This is a genomic window from Paraprevotella clara YIT 11840, assembly GCF_000233955.1.
Taxonomy (GTDB): domain Bacteria; phylum Bacteroidota; class Bacteroidia; order Bacteroidales; family Bacteroidaceae; genus Paraprevotella; species Paraprevotella clara.
In genome coordinates, this window is record NZ_JH376591.1 from 96,972 (window position 1) to 115,626 (window position 18,655).

Genomic DNA, 18,655 nt, shown 5'->3' on the forward strand with positions numbered 1-18,655 from the left:
AATATGCCTCCGGTTTTTTGTGGACTATAATGAACAGAAGAACGGGACGAGGAACGGAACGGTGAAGTCGATCGTCAGACCATGATAAATGGAAAGGGGGATGAAGGTCTGTCCGCACGTGCGGGATATTATCGGAAGAGTGGTGTCCCCCGTTGTGGCTCCTCCTACACTGATGGGAGCCAACGGACCGAAAAACTGCCGGAACAGCGGAGCGCAGAGCAAGGCCATGAGTTCCCTCAGGATATTATAGATAAGGGCAACGGTACCCATTTCCGCATTGCGTGCCTCCGTGATGAGGATACTCGACAAGGAATAGTAACCGAATCCGGAACTGATGGCCAGCCAGTCGGTAAAGCTACGCCCTTGCAGCAGGCAGGCTGTCGCTACGGCTCCGGCCCATGTCCCGACTATCGTCAGAACCGGTAGCCACATCAGACGTTTGTCTATGCGGCGTAAGCTTTGGCGTATCTCGTTGCTTTGCCCGACGGTAAGCCCGACGCAGATGAGTAAGAGACACAGGGCGTAGAATCCGGCTTCAGCGGGGAGGGAAGGTATCCGGTGAGAAACGCCTAAGGCACATCCGAGCGCGAAAAACGCTACGATGGTGAAGCTTCCGGCCAGTTGATGCCATAATGCCACGAGGCGGTGCTTGTGCGAAAGCAGTTCTTTGCCGGCATCCTTTTCCACTGTAGGAGTTTGGGTGGCCGGTGTCGTTCTCCTGCTTTCGCTCCATAATGCTGCCGCTGCCAAGGCACACCCTAAGGCTGTGCACAACGTGAGGATAAGGGCTTCCCATCCCAAGCGGTCCAAGGCCTGCATCAGCGTCGGATTTCCTCCGACTTCCACGCCCATCAGGAAGAGCAATCCCCATACGGTATAGGTCATCAGCCGTTCGAGGCCGGGTATTGGGTGGCGGCGCAGGAGGTATCCCACCGTAGCGCTGCCCCATAAAATGAATATGACGGTAAACATAGACTGCAAAGTTCGCTATTTTTTCCGAAAAAGAGAGCTGTTTTCTTCCGTGACAGGCTTTCGGACGCATAAAAAATGAAGGAACGGCTTACTTTTCCGTCGGATGGAGAACAAGGCCTTGAAATAAGCTGTAACTTTGCGGGCGTGAAATATGACGAACAAATGGAAAATCAAAGTATCACAAAAATTCAGGTACGCCCGCTCCAGATAGAAGACTACGGACAGTTGGCCCAGTCGTTCCGTCGTGTATATTCGGACGGCAGCGATGTGTTTTGGACCCATGAACAAATAGAGACGTTGTTACGCATCTTCCCCGAAGGGCAGGTGGTGACGGTAGCCGATGACAAGATTATCGGTTGTGCCCTTTCCATTATCGTGGATTATGATTTGGTGAAGGGAGACCATACATACGCTAAGGTTACGGGAAATGAGACGTTCAGCACGCATAATCCCAAGGGGAATATCCTCTACGGCATCGAGGTGTTCATCCATCCCGACTACCGCGGCCTGCGCTTGGCACGCCGTATGTATGAGTATCGCAAGGAACTGTGCGAAAAGCTGAACCTGAAGGCCATCATGTTCGGCGGCCGTATTCCGAACTATCATAAATACGCCGACAAGATGAGGCCGAAGGAGTATATCGAACAGGTGCGCAAACGTGAGATATACGACCCCGTGCTGACCTTCCAGCTTTCCAACGACTTCCACGTGCGTAAGGTCATGACCAACTACTTGCCCAACGACGAGGAGTCCAAACATTACGCTTGCCTGCTCCAGTGGGACAATATCTATTATCAGCCCGAAACCTCAGAGACGCTTCCGGCCAAAACCACGGTCAGGGTCGGACTGGTGCAATGGCAGATGCGTGGCTATCGCACTATCGACGACTTGTTCGAACAGATAGAGTTCTTCGTAGACGCCGTTTCCGGTTACAAAAGCGATTTCATCCTTTTCCCCGAATATTTCAATGCACCGTTGATGGCGGAGTTCAACAACCTGAGCGAGTCGCAGGCCATTCGCGGATTGGCCGGTTACACCGATGAGATACGCGACCGTTTCTTACAGTTGGCCATCAGCTACAACATCAATATCATCACAGGGAGTATGCCTTTGCAGCGTGACGGCAACCTCTATAACGTAGGCTTCCTGTGCCGTCGCGACGGCAGTTATGAGATGTATGAGAAGATACATGTCACGCCCGACGAGACCAAGAGCTGGGGACTGTCTGGGGGCAGTATGCTGAAGACGTTCGATACGGATTGTGCCAAAATCGGCGTGTTGATCTGTTACGATGTGGAGTTCCCCGAACTGTCGCGCATTATGGCCGACCAAGGGATGCAAATCCTCTTCGTACCTTATCTGACGGATACGCAGAACGCTTATTCGCGCGTACGGGTTTGCGCCCAGGCCCGTGCCATCGAGAACGAGTGCTTTGTGGTGATAGCCGGTAGCGTAGGCAACCTGCCGCGCGTGCACAACATGGATATACAGTATGCGCAATCCGGGGTGTTTACTCCGTGCGATTTTGCTTTCCCCACCGACGGACGCCGGGCGGAGGCTACGCCGAACACGGAAATGATTCTTGTGTCCGATGTCGATTTGGACCTTCTGAGCGAGTTGCATACTTACGGTGGTGTAAGGAATTTGAAAGACCGCCGGCGTGACCTTTATGAGGTACGTTTCAAGAGGTAAGGAACTCGAAAAAACGATTGGCTGAGAACGGAAAATCAATCTCCTGAGATTGATAAATCGTTTGGCGCAGAATGATTTTTCATTCTGCGCCAAACGATTTGTACTTTATAAGATGTTGATAAACAGCTAAAAACGAGTCATGAATTCGATGACGAATTTGTCTTGCTCGGAAACCTTGGGGGTGGCACCCTCGTTGTAGAAATATTTCTCATAATTGATACGGATGTCCGAAATGAACGGTTTGGCGATGCTCAGGGTGATGCCGCCGGTGATACGTTTGCGTTCGGCATCGGTCAGTGTGAGATGTCCGTTCTCGTTGGCCGTACCGTCGCTATGGTCGCCCATGTAATCGAAGCGTCCGAGGAATGAGATTTTGCTGAATACTTTTTTCAGTGGCAGGTCATAGCAAATGAACCCGTCGAAGGCGTTCACGTCCTGAAAGGCATCTTTGGTGTAGTGTTTATACAAGTATTCCGCTTCTATCATCCATCTTCCGGCCTGGTAAGTAATGCCGCCGTCGTACATGTTGACCGAAATGTGTTCCGGTCTGATTTTCTGTGCGCTCAGCGTGACGGAAAAGCCTTTGGGCAGTTGCCATTGTGCTTTGGCGGAATAGTTGATGTTATTGGTCCAGAAATCTTTCTGGTCGGTCAGGCCCGAACCGTTGAACATTCCCGCTTGCAGGGTGAGGGGCAGCGGACCTCCTATCTTGTAGCCCAGCGTGGCTCCCACGTCGCGCACGTTGCCCACTTGCTTGGCTATGAATGAACGGTTGGCAAAGTATTGCTGGTGGGGTGAACGGTGGGCATCGATAGTGAACGGGACGCGCATCTGTCCGATGGTGAAATCGAAGCCTTTCAGCGGGCTAAGCCGGGTGTAGGCATCCAGCATTTTGATTTTGCCTTCGTCGGACAAGTCGATTTCGGCTTTATAGGCCACCACAGGTGCGACTTTTCCTTCGATGCTGACCCGGGCGGTGCGCACTTGAAAGCGTCCGGCCTTTTCTTCCGGTTGGTACTCGTATTTGCCACGTAGCGTACCGTGGACGACCGGTCGGTAATCCGTTTTGGCTTTTCCTTCTTTTCCTTCGTCGGCTGCGGCAGGTAGGGCAAGCAGCATGCTTAAAGCTAAAATAGATATTTGTTTCATGATGTGCTGATTTGGCGACAAAGGTAGGTATTCGATATGAACTCAAGATGTCATACGTGTTACGATAGTGTTACAATATTTAATGCTTTATTTCCTTTGCGATGCCGAATATACATGTTGCTTGGCTTCGTTCACTTCACGGATAAGTTGTTCCTGAGAGGGTAAATAGAGCTGATATTGGCTGGCGAGTATGGTTTGGTTATGATGGCTTTCTCAAGGTTTTTTTCGTAATATGCAGGTTGGCGTTCCAATCCGAGGAACTCCAGGACCATCGGGTCTTTGATGATTTCCATGGGAGATTCCGGAATGCGTTCCTTACGTGCTACGGCCAACACGGCTTCCTTGTCGTTGCTCAATAGCAAACGTTCGTAGAGCATGGAATTGATTTGGCGTTCCAGTTCGCGGCCGGTCCAACCGTTATTTATAGCTTCGAGTTCGTAATATTCCCGTTTATCTGCATCTGCAATGGCTATTAGCATCTTATATTGCGACCAGTTTAATTGCGTCCGCACTGTGGACGCAATCGGATAAAGTCTGTAAAATTGTCTGCTACGTTCCAGTTGCCGCACCGAAAACCCACTGCCATATTCCGGTTCGAGGCGTTTGGCCAGATTCCTGATGAGGTAGGTTCCATAATCGGCACGTTCTTTTCCGTGCTGTTCTTCTTCGAAGATACGTTTACCGATGTTCCAATACATTCTGACTCTGCAAAAGTCCACACTGCGCACGGCATTAGATCGGGCTTGGTCGATGATGGAGCGTATTTCGCTGACAAATCCGTCTGGTGTGTCGGCCGGTTGGCTTGGGTTCCTTAGTTCTTTGTAGTCCATGGCATCCTTATGTTGATGTACTTGCAAATATAGCGTTATTTTTCGTCTTCCTTTCCTGTTGTGCCATGAAAAAGGAGTTTGTACCCTGAGAAAAGTACAAACTCCAGATTTAGAAAGCCTTCTGTGTGGAAGGATGTAATGTTTACTCCGCAGTGAGTTCCAGTACGCAACTGGCGTAATCGCTGCCGAGCGGCATCTCGATACCGGTGTTCATCAGTAGGGTACCGGAGAACGTTTTGCCGTTCAGGAAACAAGGTTGTCCGCCGGTCTTGACGTTCAATTCGCGTACGCGGTAGTTTTTAGACGGGTCCAATCCCCGAAGGCAAACGCGAGGTATCACCTGGTTATTGAAATGTTCCATCTTGTAGGCGAAGAATACGGCTTTGTTTTCCGTATCGTCGGTGTACATCAGTGAAGCGATGCCTTTGTCGTCGTACGGGGATACCAGACGGTACAGATTGCCTAACTGGATGACGTCGCGTACGGACTTGTAGTCCTTGATGGCTTGTGCCGTTTGCTGGTATTCTTCTTTCGTCATCTTGCTGGGTTGCAATTCCATACCCAACCGCCCGCTCATGGCCACGTCGCAACGGAACTTGATAGGGATGATACGTCCCGTCTGGTGGTTGGGCGAGGCACTGATATGCTGTGCCATGGCGTTGGACGGATAGAAGTACGAGGTACCCCATTGCATGTAGATACGCTGGAGGGCATCCGTGTTGTCGCTCACCCAAAACTCATCGAAGTAGGGCAGGACACCGTAACTGGCACGTCCTCCTCCTCCGCCGCAGGCCTGAATCAGCACGTCGGGATACTTGGCGCGGATGCGTTCGAGCACTTTGTTCAAGCCGCGATGGTATTCAATGTATATGTGCGACTGTTTGTCTTGGGGCAAATAGGTCGAGCCATAGTTTTTCAACTCCACATTGGCATCCCATTTGATATAGGCAATCTGCGGATGCTTGCCGAGCAAATTGTCTACGATGCCGAACATGAAATCCTGGACTTCGGGATTACATACGTCGAGCAACATTTGTGTACCGCCCCGTCCGTATTGCAAGGGCCGTCCTTTGACTTGCAAAGCCCAGTCGGGATGCTTTTCGAAGAGTTCGCTCTTGCTGTTTACGGCTTCCGGCTCTATCCAGATGCCGAATTTGATGCCGTTCCGATCAGCCGTTTGGATGAGGTTCTCAAGTCCGTTCGGCAGTTTCTTCCGGTCTACTACCCAGTCTCCCAAGGAAGAATTGTCTTGTACGCGGCGGTATTTGTCGCCGAACCATCCGTCGTCCATGACGAACAGTTCGCCGCCTAATGCGGCGATGTCTTTCATCATCTCGGCCATGGCCGGTTCGTTGACATCGAGGTACACACCTTCCCAACTGTTGAGCAACACGGGACGTACCTGGTCGCCATGGTGCAGCATGCCGGCGTGGCGTGCCCAGTGATGGAAGTTGCGGCTGGCACCGCTCAGACCCTCTCCGGAATAGGTGAGAGCCAGTTTCGGAGTAGTGAATACCTCTTTCGGAGCCAGTTTGTATTCCGAGCTTTCGTTGTCGATGCCGGCAAAGACACGGTGTACGAAATTATTGTCCGTCACCATGCGGATGGAGTAGTTTCCACTCCAACAGAGGGCTGCTCCGATGACACGCCCTTCGTTCTCGTGCGGCTTCCCGTCGAGCGAGAACATGACTTCGGGGTGGTCGAGATGGCCGTTACGGGCACCGTCTACGTTTTCTATCATTTTGATGCCCGGTGTGAGCGGTTCGGTGGTCACGTGCGTTTCGGAAGCCCATGAGCCATGGAGATGCGAAATCCATACGTCACCGCGCCGTATCAGAAAATGTCCGGAGTCGAAACGTTTCAGCACCACGGTTTTCTTTTCCGTGTGTGAAATCTCGCTCCACGTCTCAATCATGTCGATGTCGTTGTAAGCTTTGTAGTAGAGTTTCACTTGGAAAGGATAAACCTTGTCCTTCAGCGTGATGGCCGTGAGTCTGGCGTTGTCGAGGGTAGAGGTTTCCACCTTGTCCACAGTCAGGTCGGTAGTCCAGTTCCCGTCGGCATGTACGGCCTGCAAAGCAAAAATCTGGTGGGGCGGCTGGCCGAAAGTCGGGTATGCCGTGCGGTTCAGCCCGTCCCATGCGTCGTGAATCTGGTGTATCTGGCTCTCTTCGATGCGGTCGCCGAAGTAGGCGAAGCGCAGGTCTTGCCCTTCACCGGCATGCAGAAGCAGGGACGTGTGCGGCGTGGAGACCAACACATTTCCTTCCCATGCCAGGCTATGCGCAAAAGGTAGCGCGCTGCATGTCGCAGCGGCTACCCCTATGATATAACTTCTGATTTCCATTTTTCTGTCTCAAGATTTATTCGGCTGTGATTTCCACCACGCGGCTGTAAAGCTTGTTGCCGGTGAGGAGGTTCAGTCCGACTTTCATCAGGTAATCGCCGGAGAATACACGGTCGTTACCTTCGAGCGATGAGCCTTGGTTCGGCATCAGGTTGATTTCTTTCACGCGATACTGTTTGCCGGCATCCAATCCTTCCAGACGTACGGGTAGAATCTTCTCGCCGTAGCCGGGATATACGTCGAATGCGAAGACTACGGCCTTGTTCTTGTCTTTGCTGACAAACTGGTTGGCTGCATGGCTGCGCGTACCGTCGTACGGAGATACCAGACGGTAGAGGTCGCCTTCCATGATGGCCGGACGCAAGCGTTTGTAGTTCTTCACGGCACTTTGGCAATAGGTAAGGTCGTCGCCGCTCATGTCGCTGAGCTTGATGTCGAAACCGAGCTTGCCCATCATGGCCACGTCCGTGCGGAATTTGATGCTCGCGTTCTTGTTCCATGTGGTCACGTGGGCGCTCATGGACTTGGCCGGATAGAAGAACGAGTAACCGTATTGGATGAACAGGCGTTGTATGGGGTCGGTGTTGTCGCTGGCCCAGAACTCTGTGAAGTACTGCAATGCCTCGTAGTCGATACGGCCGCTACCGCCGGAGCAAAGCATCATCGGCAGTTTGGGATATTTGGCCTTGATGCGGTCGAGCACCTTGTACAGTCCACGCACATAGTCCACATAGAGATGAGTCTGCTTGTCTTTCAGATACGGAGAGTAGATATTGGTAATCGGACTGTTGCAGTCCCACTTGAAATAAGCGATGCCCGGATATTTGGTCATCAGCCCGTCTACTACACCGAAGACGAAATCCTGCACTTCGGGGTTGCTCAGGTCGAGTACCATCTGGTTGCGGAAATAATACTCATCGCGGTTGGGCAGGTGAATCACCCAATCTTTATGCTTTTCGTAAAGTTCGCTTTTGGGGCTCACCATTTCCGGCTCTATCCAAATACCGAACTTGATGTTGCGTTTGGCTGCTTCGTCCACCAGTTTCTGGATGCCATGAGGCAGCTTGTGCTGTGTCTCGTCCCAGTCTCCCAATCCTTGGGTGTCGCTGTGGCGTTCGTATTTGTTTCCGAACCATCCGTCGTCGAGCAGGAACATGTCCACGCCCAATTTTACGGCATCGCCCATCAGTTCTACCAACTTGTCCTCGTTGAAGTCGAAGTAGGTGGCTTCCCAGTTGTTGAGCAGGGTCATGCGGTCTTCCTGGCCGTCCTTGAGCTGGTATTTGCGTGCCCAGTCGTGGAAGTTGCGGCTGGCCTGTCCGCGTCCGCAGTCGCTGTAAGTGAAGTAGAAGTCCGGAGTACGGAACGTTTCGCCTTTGGGCAACGAGTATTCCGAGAAATACGGGTTGATACCGGCAATGACGCGAAGGTCTTTCTTGTTGTCCACTTCGAATGTGAAACGGAAGTTGCCCGTCCATCCCAAAGTTCCTAAAATCACTTCGCCTTCGTTCTCCGAAGATTCTTTGTCCAAAGACAATATGAACATGGGAGGAGTGAACATGTTGGCACGTGCACCCAACTTCGTGTCGAGCACTTTCTTGCCGAAGTTCAGCGGAGTGGTGCTCATCGTGGCCTCATAAATCCAGTCTCCTGAAAACTCCGTCAGATAATAGGCCGGCCGGCTGAAGTGCAGCATGGCAGAAGCATAGCGTTCCAGTTTCAGCGGTTTCTTTTCCTGATGGCTGATTTCGGTGAAGGTTTTGATAATGTTTTCTTTGGCATAGGCCACATAATGCAACTTCACGGTGACGGGGTATTTGTCGTCCTGCAAGGTGATGACCGTTTCGTCCACTCCCGGCTGTACGTTCTTGGACGTGTGCGACACGTATTTGAGCAGCAATGACGGGTTGGCATCGTTGTGGTGTACTTCGATGGCCGGTTCAAAATAGTCCTCCATGCCGTGGGTCAGATAAGCCTCGTTGCCTTTGGGCAAATGCTGCAAATCGCTTTCGTTAGCCAGGCGTTTGCCCAAATAGGATTGGTAAAGCCTGCCGTTGTCTGCGGCGCGGAGTACCAAACCGACTTGGTCCGTGTTGATTTTGATGAACTCGTCTGCTGAAACTGCTGTGGCCAGCGTGAACAGACATAAAGATAAAATAGCTTTAATTCTCATAAGCTGTAAGATTTGTTTATTGTTGAATGATGATTTACCAGTTGTCGGTACGGAAAGGTGCTGCCGGAAGGTTGGTCGGTGTACGCAGGGTACACTCCGGATTGTCGGCCCATCCGTAACGGACGGCTACCGGCACTTTGACATAGTGTGAGTAGACCACCACTTCGTCGCCGTCCGTATAGGCCTCGGCGGGGTAGAACACATGGTCGGGCCCGGCAATGGTGAAGCCTTTGATGTCTTTGTTTTGTTCGAAGCGTTCGCCGATAGCAGGGATGGTGAACGAAATGCGTACCTTGCCGTTTTCTACCGTATAGTTGTCGTACACCGGTGCTTGGGCGGGTATTTTCTGTCCGTAGGTATCGGCCAGTGAGATGACGGCCAGACGGCGTGCCACTTCTTGCTTGTTCTTCGGGTGGATGTCGTGTGCTTCGCCGATGTCTATATTGGCGGCCATACCGGTGTGAGCCAGATGTTGTGCTTGGGATTGCGCCTCACGGAGGGCAGCCCAGGGTGAGTCTGCCTGTACAAGCTTGCGGTCCAGATAGTTGGCCAACTGTACGAAATAGAATGGCATGTCGGGTTGTCCGAACTGCTTGCGCCAGTCGGTGATAAGTGTCTGGAATAGGCTTTCATACTCTTCTGCACGTCCCACGTTGTTGCATCCCTGATACCAGATGACACCTTTGACGGGATACTCCAGACACGGGTGAACCATCCCGTTGAAAAGTACGGACGGGAAAGATGAGTGCTCTGGATATATCGGTGCCGGTGGCATGTCGGCCAAGGAGCATCCTACACGGTATTTCCAGCTTCCGGCCAAAGACAGGGAAGCCTGGTCGGAAAGTTTGAGATTCATGTCTTCTGCTTTTCCGGCAATGCCGCCTTCGCCGCCGTTGTCGCTGACTTTGATGGCCAAGGTGTTCCTGCCGGCTTTGACCAGACGGGCCGGTACGGTGTAATGACGCTGTACGTTATAGCCTGCGCCACTGGCGATTTGTTCTCCGTTCCAATACACAATGTCTTCATCGTCTATGGTGCCCGGGTTCAACTGTAGGTCCTTTCCGGCCCAGTCTGCGGGGACCTCGATTTGCTTGCGGAACCAAACCACGCCGTCGAAATTGGGTAATCCTTTGCCTTCCCAGTAACCCGGAAGCTCCATTTGCTGCCAGTCGTTGTCGTTCACGTTTTCCCCGACCCAACAAGCTTTACCGTTTTGGTATCCTTTGTCTATTTTGCTGATTTCGGCTTTCCACGATGCTTGTTCTTTTCCGTACTCAGCCATGATTTTGTCCCGGTCGAAACCTAATGCTTCCAACTTTCCGACTTTCTTTTGATATCCCATGACTTGTTTGAGGGATTCGGAAGAAGTCCAGGCTTCGGCCGGAGTCCCTCCCCAAGTACAGTCGATGACTCCGACGGGGACATTCAGTTTCTGGTGCAGTTCACGGGCATAAAGGTAGGCCACGGCGGAAAACTCCGGAACCGTGGACGGTGAGCATTCTTTCCACCCGCCCATGGTGGATTCCACTTGGTAAGCATCGAGAGGAGCCACGGAAGTGCGTTTCTTCACCTGAAACAGCCGGATACCGGGATAGTCGGCAGCAGCGATTTCCTGTTCGTAGTTCTTTATTTTTCCCCATCCCGCTATCGGCATCTCCATGTTGGACTGTCCGGAGCAGAACCAGACTTCGCCTGCCATGACATTTTCCAATACGGTCTTTTTCCCGTCGGATAATGTGATGCGGTAAGGACCTCCGGCTGTCGGAGTGGAGACAGCAACTCGCCAGTTTCCTTGTGCGTCGGCTTTCGTTTCATAATGCTGATTGTTCCAGCTTGTTTCGATGCTAACCTTCTTGTTCGGTTTGGCTTTTCCGAACAAAGTCATGGTAGTCTGCTGCTGGATAATCATGTTGTCCGTGAAAAAGGCAGGTAGTGTGATTTTAGCCTGTAACGGGGTTTGCAAACCCGTGCAGGCCAACACGGCACAGAAGCCGATGCGACGTGTAATGTTTTGAAACGTTTTCATTTTTTTTAGTTTAAATACCCGGACGGAAGTCTTTCAGGATGTCCTTCCGCCCGGATAATGTTTATAGTTTTTTGTTGTAAGGTTCAACAATCAGTTTGTACGAATCGTTTTGCAAGAGCGACTCGTCGAAGGTGATTTGGATGTCCTTCTTCTCGCCCGGCATCAATGTGAAATAGTTGTCGTTCATGAGGGCGGGAAGCAAGCGTTCGCCGTCGGAAGCGCGTACGGCTTGTACACGTACACCGAAAGCTACTGCGTCTGCTGATTTGGGCAGTCCGACCGTGGCTTGTATCGTTGCCTTTCCGTCTTTTCGTGCCAGTTTGGAGGATACGTTCAGTTTTACACCGGGGAGTTGGTTGAGTGCCTTGAAATTCGTACGTTCGTTACCTCTCCAGTAATTGTTTTCGGAAATCACCTTTCCGTCTTTGTCTTTTAAGGTCAGGCGGAGGAAATGCACGTCGCTCAACCCTTCAGACGGTTTCGTGCCGCTCAATACATCCATGCTCCACAAAGAGTAACCGAACCACCAGCCTAATTCTATGCCCAACATACGTACGTAACGGGCTTTGATTTCTTCCGGGAAAAACACTTCGTTGATACCTTCACGTCCTTCTTCGGTCTTGTAGACTTCTGTCCAGCTCTTAGCGTCGTTGGAAACTTGTATTTTATAGGATTTGCCGTATGCGGCTTCCCAGTTCAGACGCACGCCGCCTACCGGCTTTTCACTGCCGAGGTCTACGTAAATCCATTCGTTGTCGGCACGGACTGCTGCCCAACGGGTATCGTCTTTGCCATCGGTCACAAAAGCCGGTTCGCCTTGGTTGGTCGAAGAGGCGTATGCCGGACATCCCAATGAGAGAATATCACGGTCGGTATTGAATTTGAGTTTGAAACATTGTGCTACGGCGTTGGACGTAGAATTGATGGTGGCCTTTTCGCTGTAGCGGGCTACAGGTTTGCCGTCCATGTTGTACACGGTGGCTTCGGCCGTCAGTCCGTCGTAGTCTTTTGTGGTCGTGTTGGCCACTTTCACTTCTTCGGTTACGGGATTCCAGTAGATATGCACCGGCTCACAAGCTTGTTTGCATCCGAAGTACGCTCCCGTCAGGTCATAATAGTAGTCGTAAGTCTGCCATACCATGCTGGGATAAGATGCACCGCTCATCCAAAGCATGACCCCTGTGGCATCGTTCCACATGTGGTCGAGCCAGCCTTCATAGAGGGCTTTGTTGCTTTCATAGCTTACCCATTGTGACTTCATACAGAATTCCTTTGCATCCTTCGCTCCGCCGTAGCTGTTCTCGATGACCGCCGTATGGCGCTCCGGTCCGGCGTTGAAAGCCATCTGACCGAAATAGTGGAGGTTCCACATGTCGTTGATGGGCCATAAATCTTTTTCGGGCATGAATTTCACGAGGCTTTCGTAATTGGGGACTGCTGCCGTACCGATTTCCGTGCGGAAGCCCCATCCGCGTGTGAAGCCGCTACCCGACTTGCAGTCCGGATAAGCTGTGAAGTACCAACGTTGGTCTTTGGCATCCCATGGGCCGCTTCCACTTAGGCCGCCATTGTTGGAGCAAGGTTGGAAATGTCGGTCGCCACCGTCGAACGTGCGTATGTTTTCAGCCATCCATCCCGTAAGGGGAGGTTCGGGCGTGCCTTCGTTGTCGCCACACCAAACAGCAATACAGGCATGATTGCGGAAACGTTTGATTTTCTCCATCATGTTGTTGTTGAAGACATTCAGGTCGTATGGCAGGTTAGGATTGGAGTTGATCCAAAAATCATCCCACACCATGATGCCGAGTTCGTCACAGCTTTCGTAGAACTGTTTCTCCGTGACCGAGCCGAGCCAGTTTCGTATCATGTTGAAGTTCATTTCTTGATTCAGCTTGACCCAAGTGCGGATATGTTCGGGATTGCTGCGTAGCATATATTCGCTCATACCCCAGTCAGACCCTTTTACGAAGACCGGGACGCCGTTGATGTATAAATGAAATACGCCATCCTTTTTATCGTATGAATATTGGCGTATGCCGAAACGGAATTCTTCGGTTTCAGAAGTCTTGCCTTCGTGGACTACCTCCAGACGGCAAGTGTAGAGATGAGGCTCGCCGTACCCGTTAGGCCACCAAAGTTTAGGGTTGTTCACGACCATTTGGGGAAAGTAGCGCTTGTCGAATTTGACGGTTTTGGTCTCTCCGGCTTGCAAATCTACTTCCTGACTGAAAGTAATGTTACCCGGAGTGATGGTACCTTTTACCATAGTTTTGCTTTGGGAGGCGCCATTATTGGTAACTTCTGTTTGAAGGGTAAGTTCTGCGAGAGAACGGGAGACGAGTTTCGACCTCATCCAAGGGTCGGTAATCGTGCTTTTTCCCGTATTTTCCAACCAAACCTTGTCGGTGATGCCGGAATTAAGCCCCGGAACGTAGGGCATCCAGTCCCATCCGCCGCTGGAAAGGTAATTGGGGCTTCCCTGATTGGCCAAAGGAGTGCGGGGAATATCGACCAGTACGGCCAATGTGTTGGAACCGTTGCGGTCTACTAATTGGGTTACGTTGAAATGTCCGCGGTGCATGAAACCGTCCAAATCTCCTAAATGGTTACCATTCAGGTAAATTTGACCTTTGCGGTTAATTCCGTCGAAGTTTAACCAGATGATTTCTTTGTCGAAATCGGCCGGAATCTTAAATTCCGTACGATACCAGAAGCTGCGGTCGTATTTCTTTCGGTCGACTTTCTGTATGTTGTCTCCGAAATTAGGGTCTTTTTCCAGTCCGGCTGTCACGTATGACGTAAAAACCGTGCCCGGCACGATGGCTTTGACGGCTTTAGGATGTTGATAGCCGTTTTGAATAAGTGGCCCGATGTCTTTTCCTACTTCTTCTTCGGGCATTACGGTCCAGGCTGCATTCTGAGTATCGCTATGCAGATAGCTTACTTGTGCGAAGGCTTGCAATGAGCCGAACGTGCTCCACAGCAACAGGCCGAATAGTTCTTTTGTTCTCATAATAGATCAGTGAATATTTTATTTAGTGACTACTTATAAAAAAGTCGGATTATTTTCCATCGACTGCATTGTAACTATTAAGTTAACCATGCAAATGTAAAGGATGAAAAATAATCCGACTAAAAGTAGTACTTCATAAAATACTACGTTTGACGCATTCCACTTTTTTTATGAGTTTGTCTTATTGCCTTGGATTAAATCTTCTATATTTATTTCTTGTGAATTCCGGACTTTGCTGCGGGTATTCGAGATTTGCTTCTCGAAATCCTTAGGCGTCATGCCGAACTGTTTGAAGAAAAGTTTACTGAAATAGGAGTGTGAACTGAATCCTACCATATAACAGATTTCTCCTACCCGGTATTTTCCGTCCTGAATGAGTTCGGCTGCTTTTTTAAGACGAATCAGTCGGATGAAGTCTATCGGAGACAAGTTGAATAGTGTCTTGATTTTACGTAGCAGGCTTGAACGGCTTAGGCACAATTCCTCCGCCATACGTTCTACGTTGAACGTTTCGTCTTTCAAGTTGGCATTGATGACTTCGATGACTTTGTTCATGAACTCTTCGTCTTCTTTGCTCATTTGCATATTCTGTACGGGGAAGAACGGCCGTTTGGAGAAAGCCTCGCGTTCTTTCTGTCGGTTATTGAGGAGGGACAGGATCTGTGCCTTCAAATAATCGTAGGAGAACGGTTTCTCGATATAGGCTTCGGCACCTACCTTCAGTCCCTTGACTTTGCTATCTATGTCATTCTTGGCCGTAAGGAATATAATAGGTATATGGCATAGGTTGATGTCCGATTTGATGGCGGTACAGAGTTCGTAACCGTTCATTTCCGGCATCATTACGTCGCTGATGACGAGGTCTATATGTTCTTTTCGTATGATGTCGAGGGCTTCCTTGCCATTAGATGCTGTTTCCACGATGAAGAGCGGCGAAAGCCTTTCTTTCATGAAATTGCGTATGCTTTCCTCGTCTTCTACGATGAGGATGACATTGCCTTTGGTGTATTCATCAGCCGAAGTGGTTTCGTTGAGCGGAAGGTCGGCTTGGCTGAACGGTTTGTTTCCGTTGGCCATCATATCCTCCATATTGAGAGGTATAGTCAAAACGAACGTATTGTTGGGTTGACGTGTGTCGAGCATAAGCGTCCCCTTATGCAGCAAAGCCAAAGAACGCGCCAAAGCCAGGCCGATGCCAACACCTTGTTTTTCTTTCTTTTTCTCTGCCTCTTGGAAGAACGGCTCGAATATCTGCTCCGCTTTCTCTTCGGGTATTTTAGCTCCGTCGCTACATACGCTGACCGAGAAGTTGCCGTCATATTTACTCAAATTGACCGAAATCTGCTGGTTGCCGTATTTCAAGGCGTTGTTGAGCAGGTTGCTCAGGATTTTGGTTATACCCTCCTTGTCGATACAAGCGATGATATCGTTTTCGAACTTCTCTACTTTCAGTTCTTTATGTTGATGGGTGAAAGTCGGCTCGAAACGGTTGACTGTCTCTTGCAGTAATTCGGATATGTTCACGACTTCGTAATTTAAGGTCAGTTTATTGGCGCCCATCTTCTGGAAGTCGAGCAACTGCGAAGCCAAGTTAAGCAACCGTTTCGTGTTTGTGGCAATGACATTCAGGTTCTTATTCAGTTTTTCGTCCTGAATGTGCATTTCCTGTATGATTTCCAACGGTCCGTTGATTAGAGTCAACGGCGTTCTGATTTCATGTGCTATTTCCGTGAAGAACTCTACCTTATTCTGATTGAGTTCTTTCTCCTTTTCTATTTCAAACAGTTTCTGTTGTTCGGAGAATTGTTCGTTCTTGTGTTTCCGGTACCAGTAGAACCAGCCGCCGAACGCACAAATTCCTAATATGGCATAAATGATGTATGCCCATGTGGAAGCATACCAGGGTGGCAAGATGACAATGGTCAGCGAACGGGTTGCATATTGGGTACTTTCCGGTGTGCCTTCGTTCGTGGTGGCACGTAGGTGCAGAATATATTTGCCCGGCGACAAATTGGCGTAGGATATACTGTTTTCTGTTCTCGTACGTATCCATTGTTTATCGATAGGTTCCAGTTTATAGAAGTATTCATTGGTCTGTGACGTAGAGTAAGAAAGCAAAGCTATATCGAAGCTGATATTGGCCTGATTGTAAGGCAATACAATCTTATCCGTCCCGATGATGCTCTGTTTGAGAGGAGAGTCGGGAGTATGCACCGTCACTTCTTCGTTGAAGATGGAGAAGCGCGTGATATAAATAGGAGGTACGGGGGCTGTCTGTTCCTTAATATTGGGATTAAAGGAAATCAAACCTTCTATACTGCCGAAATAGAAATTGCCGTCGCTGCCTTTTACCGCCGACTTGTAATTGAACTGATTGCCGCACAGGCCGTCGTGTACGGTGAAGACACGGATTTCTTTCGTTTCGGGTTTAAAGCGGACCAATCCCCTGTTGGTTCCGAACCATAGATAGCCGTAATCGTCTTCCAATACCTTGTAGGCTACATCGTCCGGCATGCCTTCTTCTACAGAGAATCTTGTGAAGTTGTCTTCCTTCGGATTGTAACGGCAAAGGCCACCCCGGTCGGTGGAGAGCCAGACATTCCCTTTGCTGTCCTGCATCAGCGAGCTGATGGAATTGGAACTGATGGAATGGGATTGGGTCTTGTTGGAAGCCCCGTCCTTATTCGTGTAATGTTTGAATGTATTGTCTTGGGGATTATACTTCCAGGCACCTTTCCCCATCGTGGCAAACCAGAACGTACCGTTCTTTTCCTGTAAGATATCGAACACCCATTGGTCTTTCAGTTCCGGGAGGGCTATAAACTTAAAGGTTCCTTTGGGAGCATAAAATACGCCGAAGTCCGAACCGGCCCAAAGCGTTCCTTCACGGTCCATGTAAAGCGCGTAAATGCTGCATCCGCCAGAGCCTACGTGAAGTTCGTTGTAGTTATAGAATGTCGATTTACCTTTGTCGTCGATGACTACCAGTCCGTCTTTGTAGAGACTGCAATATATATTGTCGCCATAAGCACTGACTACAATCGTAATGTGGGTGTTGAAGTTGGCCTGAGGGAGAGGATAACGCCAAATTTTATGGTCGTTGAGCGACATGACGTTGAGTCCGGCATCTTCTGTCCCGATCCAAAGGTTCCCGTGCCCGTCTTCGGTCAGTTCCCGAATCCTCTTGCTGGACAGGGAATTCTCCTGATAACCGGGCAGATACTTACGAAAGGCGAAAGTGTTGTTGGGCAAATAGTTGACTCCGCCGTACATCGTACCGATCCACAAACCTCCTTCGCGGTCGCGGTAAGCGGAATACACGATATTGTCGGCCAGACCGGAAGGGTTGAGCAGGTCTTGACTGAAATGCTTGACGGATTGTGTTTTTTCATTGATGACATATAAGCCGTCGTACGTACCGGCATAAATCTCATCTCCATATACGGTGGCAAATCGTGTGAAGGTATGTCGCAGGCTTTGCAACGTAATGTCTTCCAAAGTATTTCTCCGGATATCGTATTTTTTAAGGTCGCCGTTTTGTATGCTCATAATCAAGAAGTCTCCTTGCTGGCTCAGCGTGTTGATTTCCAGGTTCAGCAGCGAGCGTCCCTTTGCATCTTCTTTTATCTGGACGAAGTGCTGGTTGTGGGCATCATACTTAAGAAGTCCGGTATACCATGACACGGCATAAATGTCCCCATTGTCGCAGATACAGAGGTTATGGGGATAAGATCCGTTGGGGAAATCGGAATAGCGGTAAAGTTTCTTTTCATCATAACGGAACACGCCTTGGCTTGGGGCGCATATCCAAATGTTTCCTTTCTCGTCTTTCAATATGGTGGAAATCCAGGTGGTGATGGTCTCCCCTTTATCGGTTTGAGCGTCCAGGAACGTAAATACGTCGGCTGCCGGATCGTATTGAAAGACTCCTTCGTCGGTACCTATCCATAGGATGTGCCGGTCATCTTCGAATAGGGCTGAAATGTTCTGGTTGCTACGCTGAAGGGCATAGTCTTTGCAATCGAATTGAACGACTCGCTGACCGTCGTAACGGTTCAGCCCGTTTTTAGTCCCGAACCATATAAAACCATAACTGTCTTGTATGATGGTTTTTACGTTGCTTTGTGATAATCCGGTTTCGCTGTTGATGTGCATGAAAGAACTTCCTTGCGAATCTTGTGAAAATGCGGGTGTTATACAAAATAAGCAAAGAGTGTACAATAAAAATAGGGTTCTTTTCATGATGTGAACTATTAGATTTCGTGCAAATTTAATAAAAATATGGATTAAACCTGATAAAAAGCTCTATATTTTATCGTTTTATTTTTCTTGGGTTGAGAGTAAGAGATAAAAGACGGTGGCTTTTTTCGGGACGGACAGATTTTGTTGCGGAAGGTAGTATTTGTAGAAAAGATTGATACAAATGCTTCAAACATTATAAGTCATGCTTTAT

At 49.7% G+C, this 18,655-nt stretch carries 9 protein-coding genes; 1 reads left to right on the forward strand and 8 read right to left on the reverse strand.

The window, feature by feature from the left end; translation table 11 throughout:
• Positions 1–24: 24 nt before the first annotated feature.
• Complete coding sequence (locus HMPREF9441_RS17585) at positions 25–972, reverse strand: LysO family transporter (RefSeq protein WP_008618209.1); 948 nt, start codon at positions 970–972, stop codon at positions 25–27.
• Positions 973–1,134: 162 nt separating this feature from the next.
• Here HMPREF9441_RS17585 and HMPREF9441_RS03755 point away from each other — a divergent pair, with 162 nt between their 5' ends.
• A complete protein-coding gene (locus HMPREF9441_RS03755) occupies positions 1,135–2,664 on the forward strand; it encodes a bifunctional GNAT family N-acetyltransferase/carbon-nitrogen hydrolase family protein (protein ID WP_039864912.1) in 1,530 nt (509 codons plus the stop codon).
• Positions 2,665–2,790: 126 nt separating this feature from the next.
• On the opposite strand, the gene HMPREF9441_RS03760 is transcribed toward HMPREF9441_RS03755, so the two are convergent.
• From HMPREF9441_RS03760 to HMPREF9441_RS03790, 7 genes are all read right to left on the reverse strand, one after another.
• Entirely contained in the window at positions 2,791–3,813 is a 1,023-nt protein-coding gene (locus HMPREF9441_RS03760; RefSeq protein ID WP_008618211.1) for a porin, read from the reverse strand.
• A gap of 131 nt (positions 3,814–3,944) precedes the next feature.
• The gene (locus tag HMPREF9441_RS03765) at positions 3,945–4,670 is read right to left on the reverse strand and encodes a DUF1016 N-terminal domain-containing protein (protein ID WP_244949599.1); all 726 of its coding nucleotides are present in this window, start codon (positions 4,668–4,670) and stop codon (positions 3,945–3,947) included.
• A 115-nt stretch (positions 4,671–4,785) separates the two neighbouring features.
• Positions 4,786–6,990 carry an alpha-galactosidase gene (locus HMPREF9441_RS03770; protein ID WP_008618213.1) on the reverse strand — a complete coding sequence of 735 codons (2,205 nt, stop codon included), beginning with the start codon at positions 6,988–6,990 and terminating at the stop codon, positions 4,786–4,788.
• Positions 6,991–7,006: 16 nt separating this feature from the next.
• On the reverse strand, positions 7,007–9,163 hold the full coding sequence (locus HMPREF9441_RS03775; protein WP_008618214.1) for an alpha-galactosidase: 2,157 nt from the start codon (positions 9,161–9,163) through the stop codon (positions 7,007–7,009).
• Between the two features lie 34 nt (positions 9,164–9,197).
• A complete protein-coding gene (locus HMPREF9441_RS03780; RefSeq protein WP_008618215.1) occupies positions 9,198–11,189 on the reverse strand; it encodes a sialate O-acetylesterase in 1,992 nt (663 codons plus the stop codon).
• A gap of 61 nt (positions 11,190–11,250) precedes the next feature.
• Positions 11,251–14,202 carry a discoidin domain-containing protein gene (locus HMPREF9441_RS03785; RefSeq protein ID WP_008618216.1) on the reverse strand — a complete coding sequence of 984 codons (2,952 nt, stop codon included), beginning with the start codon at positions 14,200–14,202 and terminating at the stop codon, positions 11,251–11,253.
• A 168-nt stretch (positions 14,203–14,370) separates the two neighbouring features.
• Positions 14,371–18,444 (reverse strand): hybrid sensor histidine kinase/response regulator transcription factor, encoded by a 4,074-nt coding sequence (locus HMPREF9441_RS03790; RefSeq protein WP_407946600.1) that lies wholly within the window; start codon positions 18,442–18,444, stop codon positions 14,371–14,373.
• Between the last annotated feature and the right edge of the window lie 211 nt (positions 18,445–18,655).

Coding starts and splice junctions, on each gene's coding strand:
- HMPREF9441_RS17585 (WP_008618209.1), bottom strand. CDS start 972: ATGTTTACCGTCATATTCATTTTATGGGGCAGCGCTACGGTGGGATAC.
- HMPREF9441_RS03775 (WP_008618214.1), bottom strand. CDS start 9,163: ATGAGAATTAAAGCTATTTTATCTTTATGTCTGTTCACGCTGGCCACA.
- HMPREF9441_RS03790 (WP_407946600.1), bottom strand. CDS start 18,444: ATGAAAAGAACCCTATTTTTATTGTACACTCTTTGCTTATTTTGTATA.
- HMPREF9441_RS03770 (WP_008618213.1), bottom strand. CDS start 6,990: ATGGAAATCAGAAGTTATATCATAGGGGTAGCCGCTGCGACATGCAGC.
- HMPREF9441_RS03760 (WP_008618211.1), bottom strand. CDS start 3,813: ATGAAACAAATATCTATTTTAGCTTTAAGCATGCTGCTTGCCCTACCT.
- HMPREF9441_RS03780 (WP_008618215.1), bottom strand. CDS start 11,189: ATGAAAACGTTTCAAAACATTACACGTCGCATCGGCTTCTGTGCCGTG.
- HMPREF9441_RS03785 (WP_008618216.1), bottom strand. CDS start 14,202: ATGAGAACAAAAGAACTATTCGGCCTGTTGCTGTGGAGCACGTTCGGC.
- HMPREF9441_RS03755 (WP_039864912.1), top strand. CDS start 1,135: ATGGAAAATCAAAGTATCACAAAAATTCAGGTACGCCCGCTCCAGATA.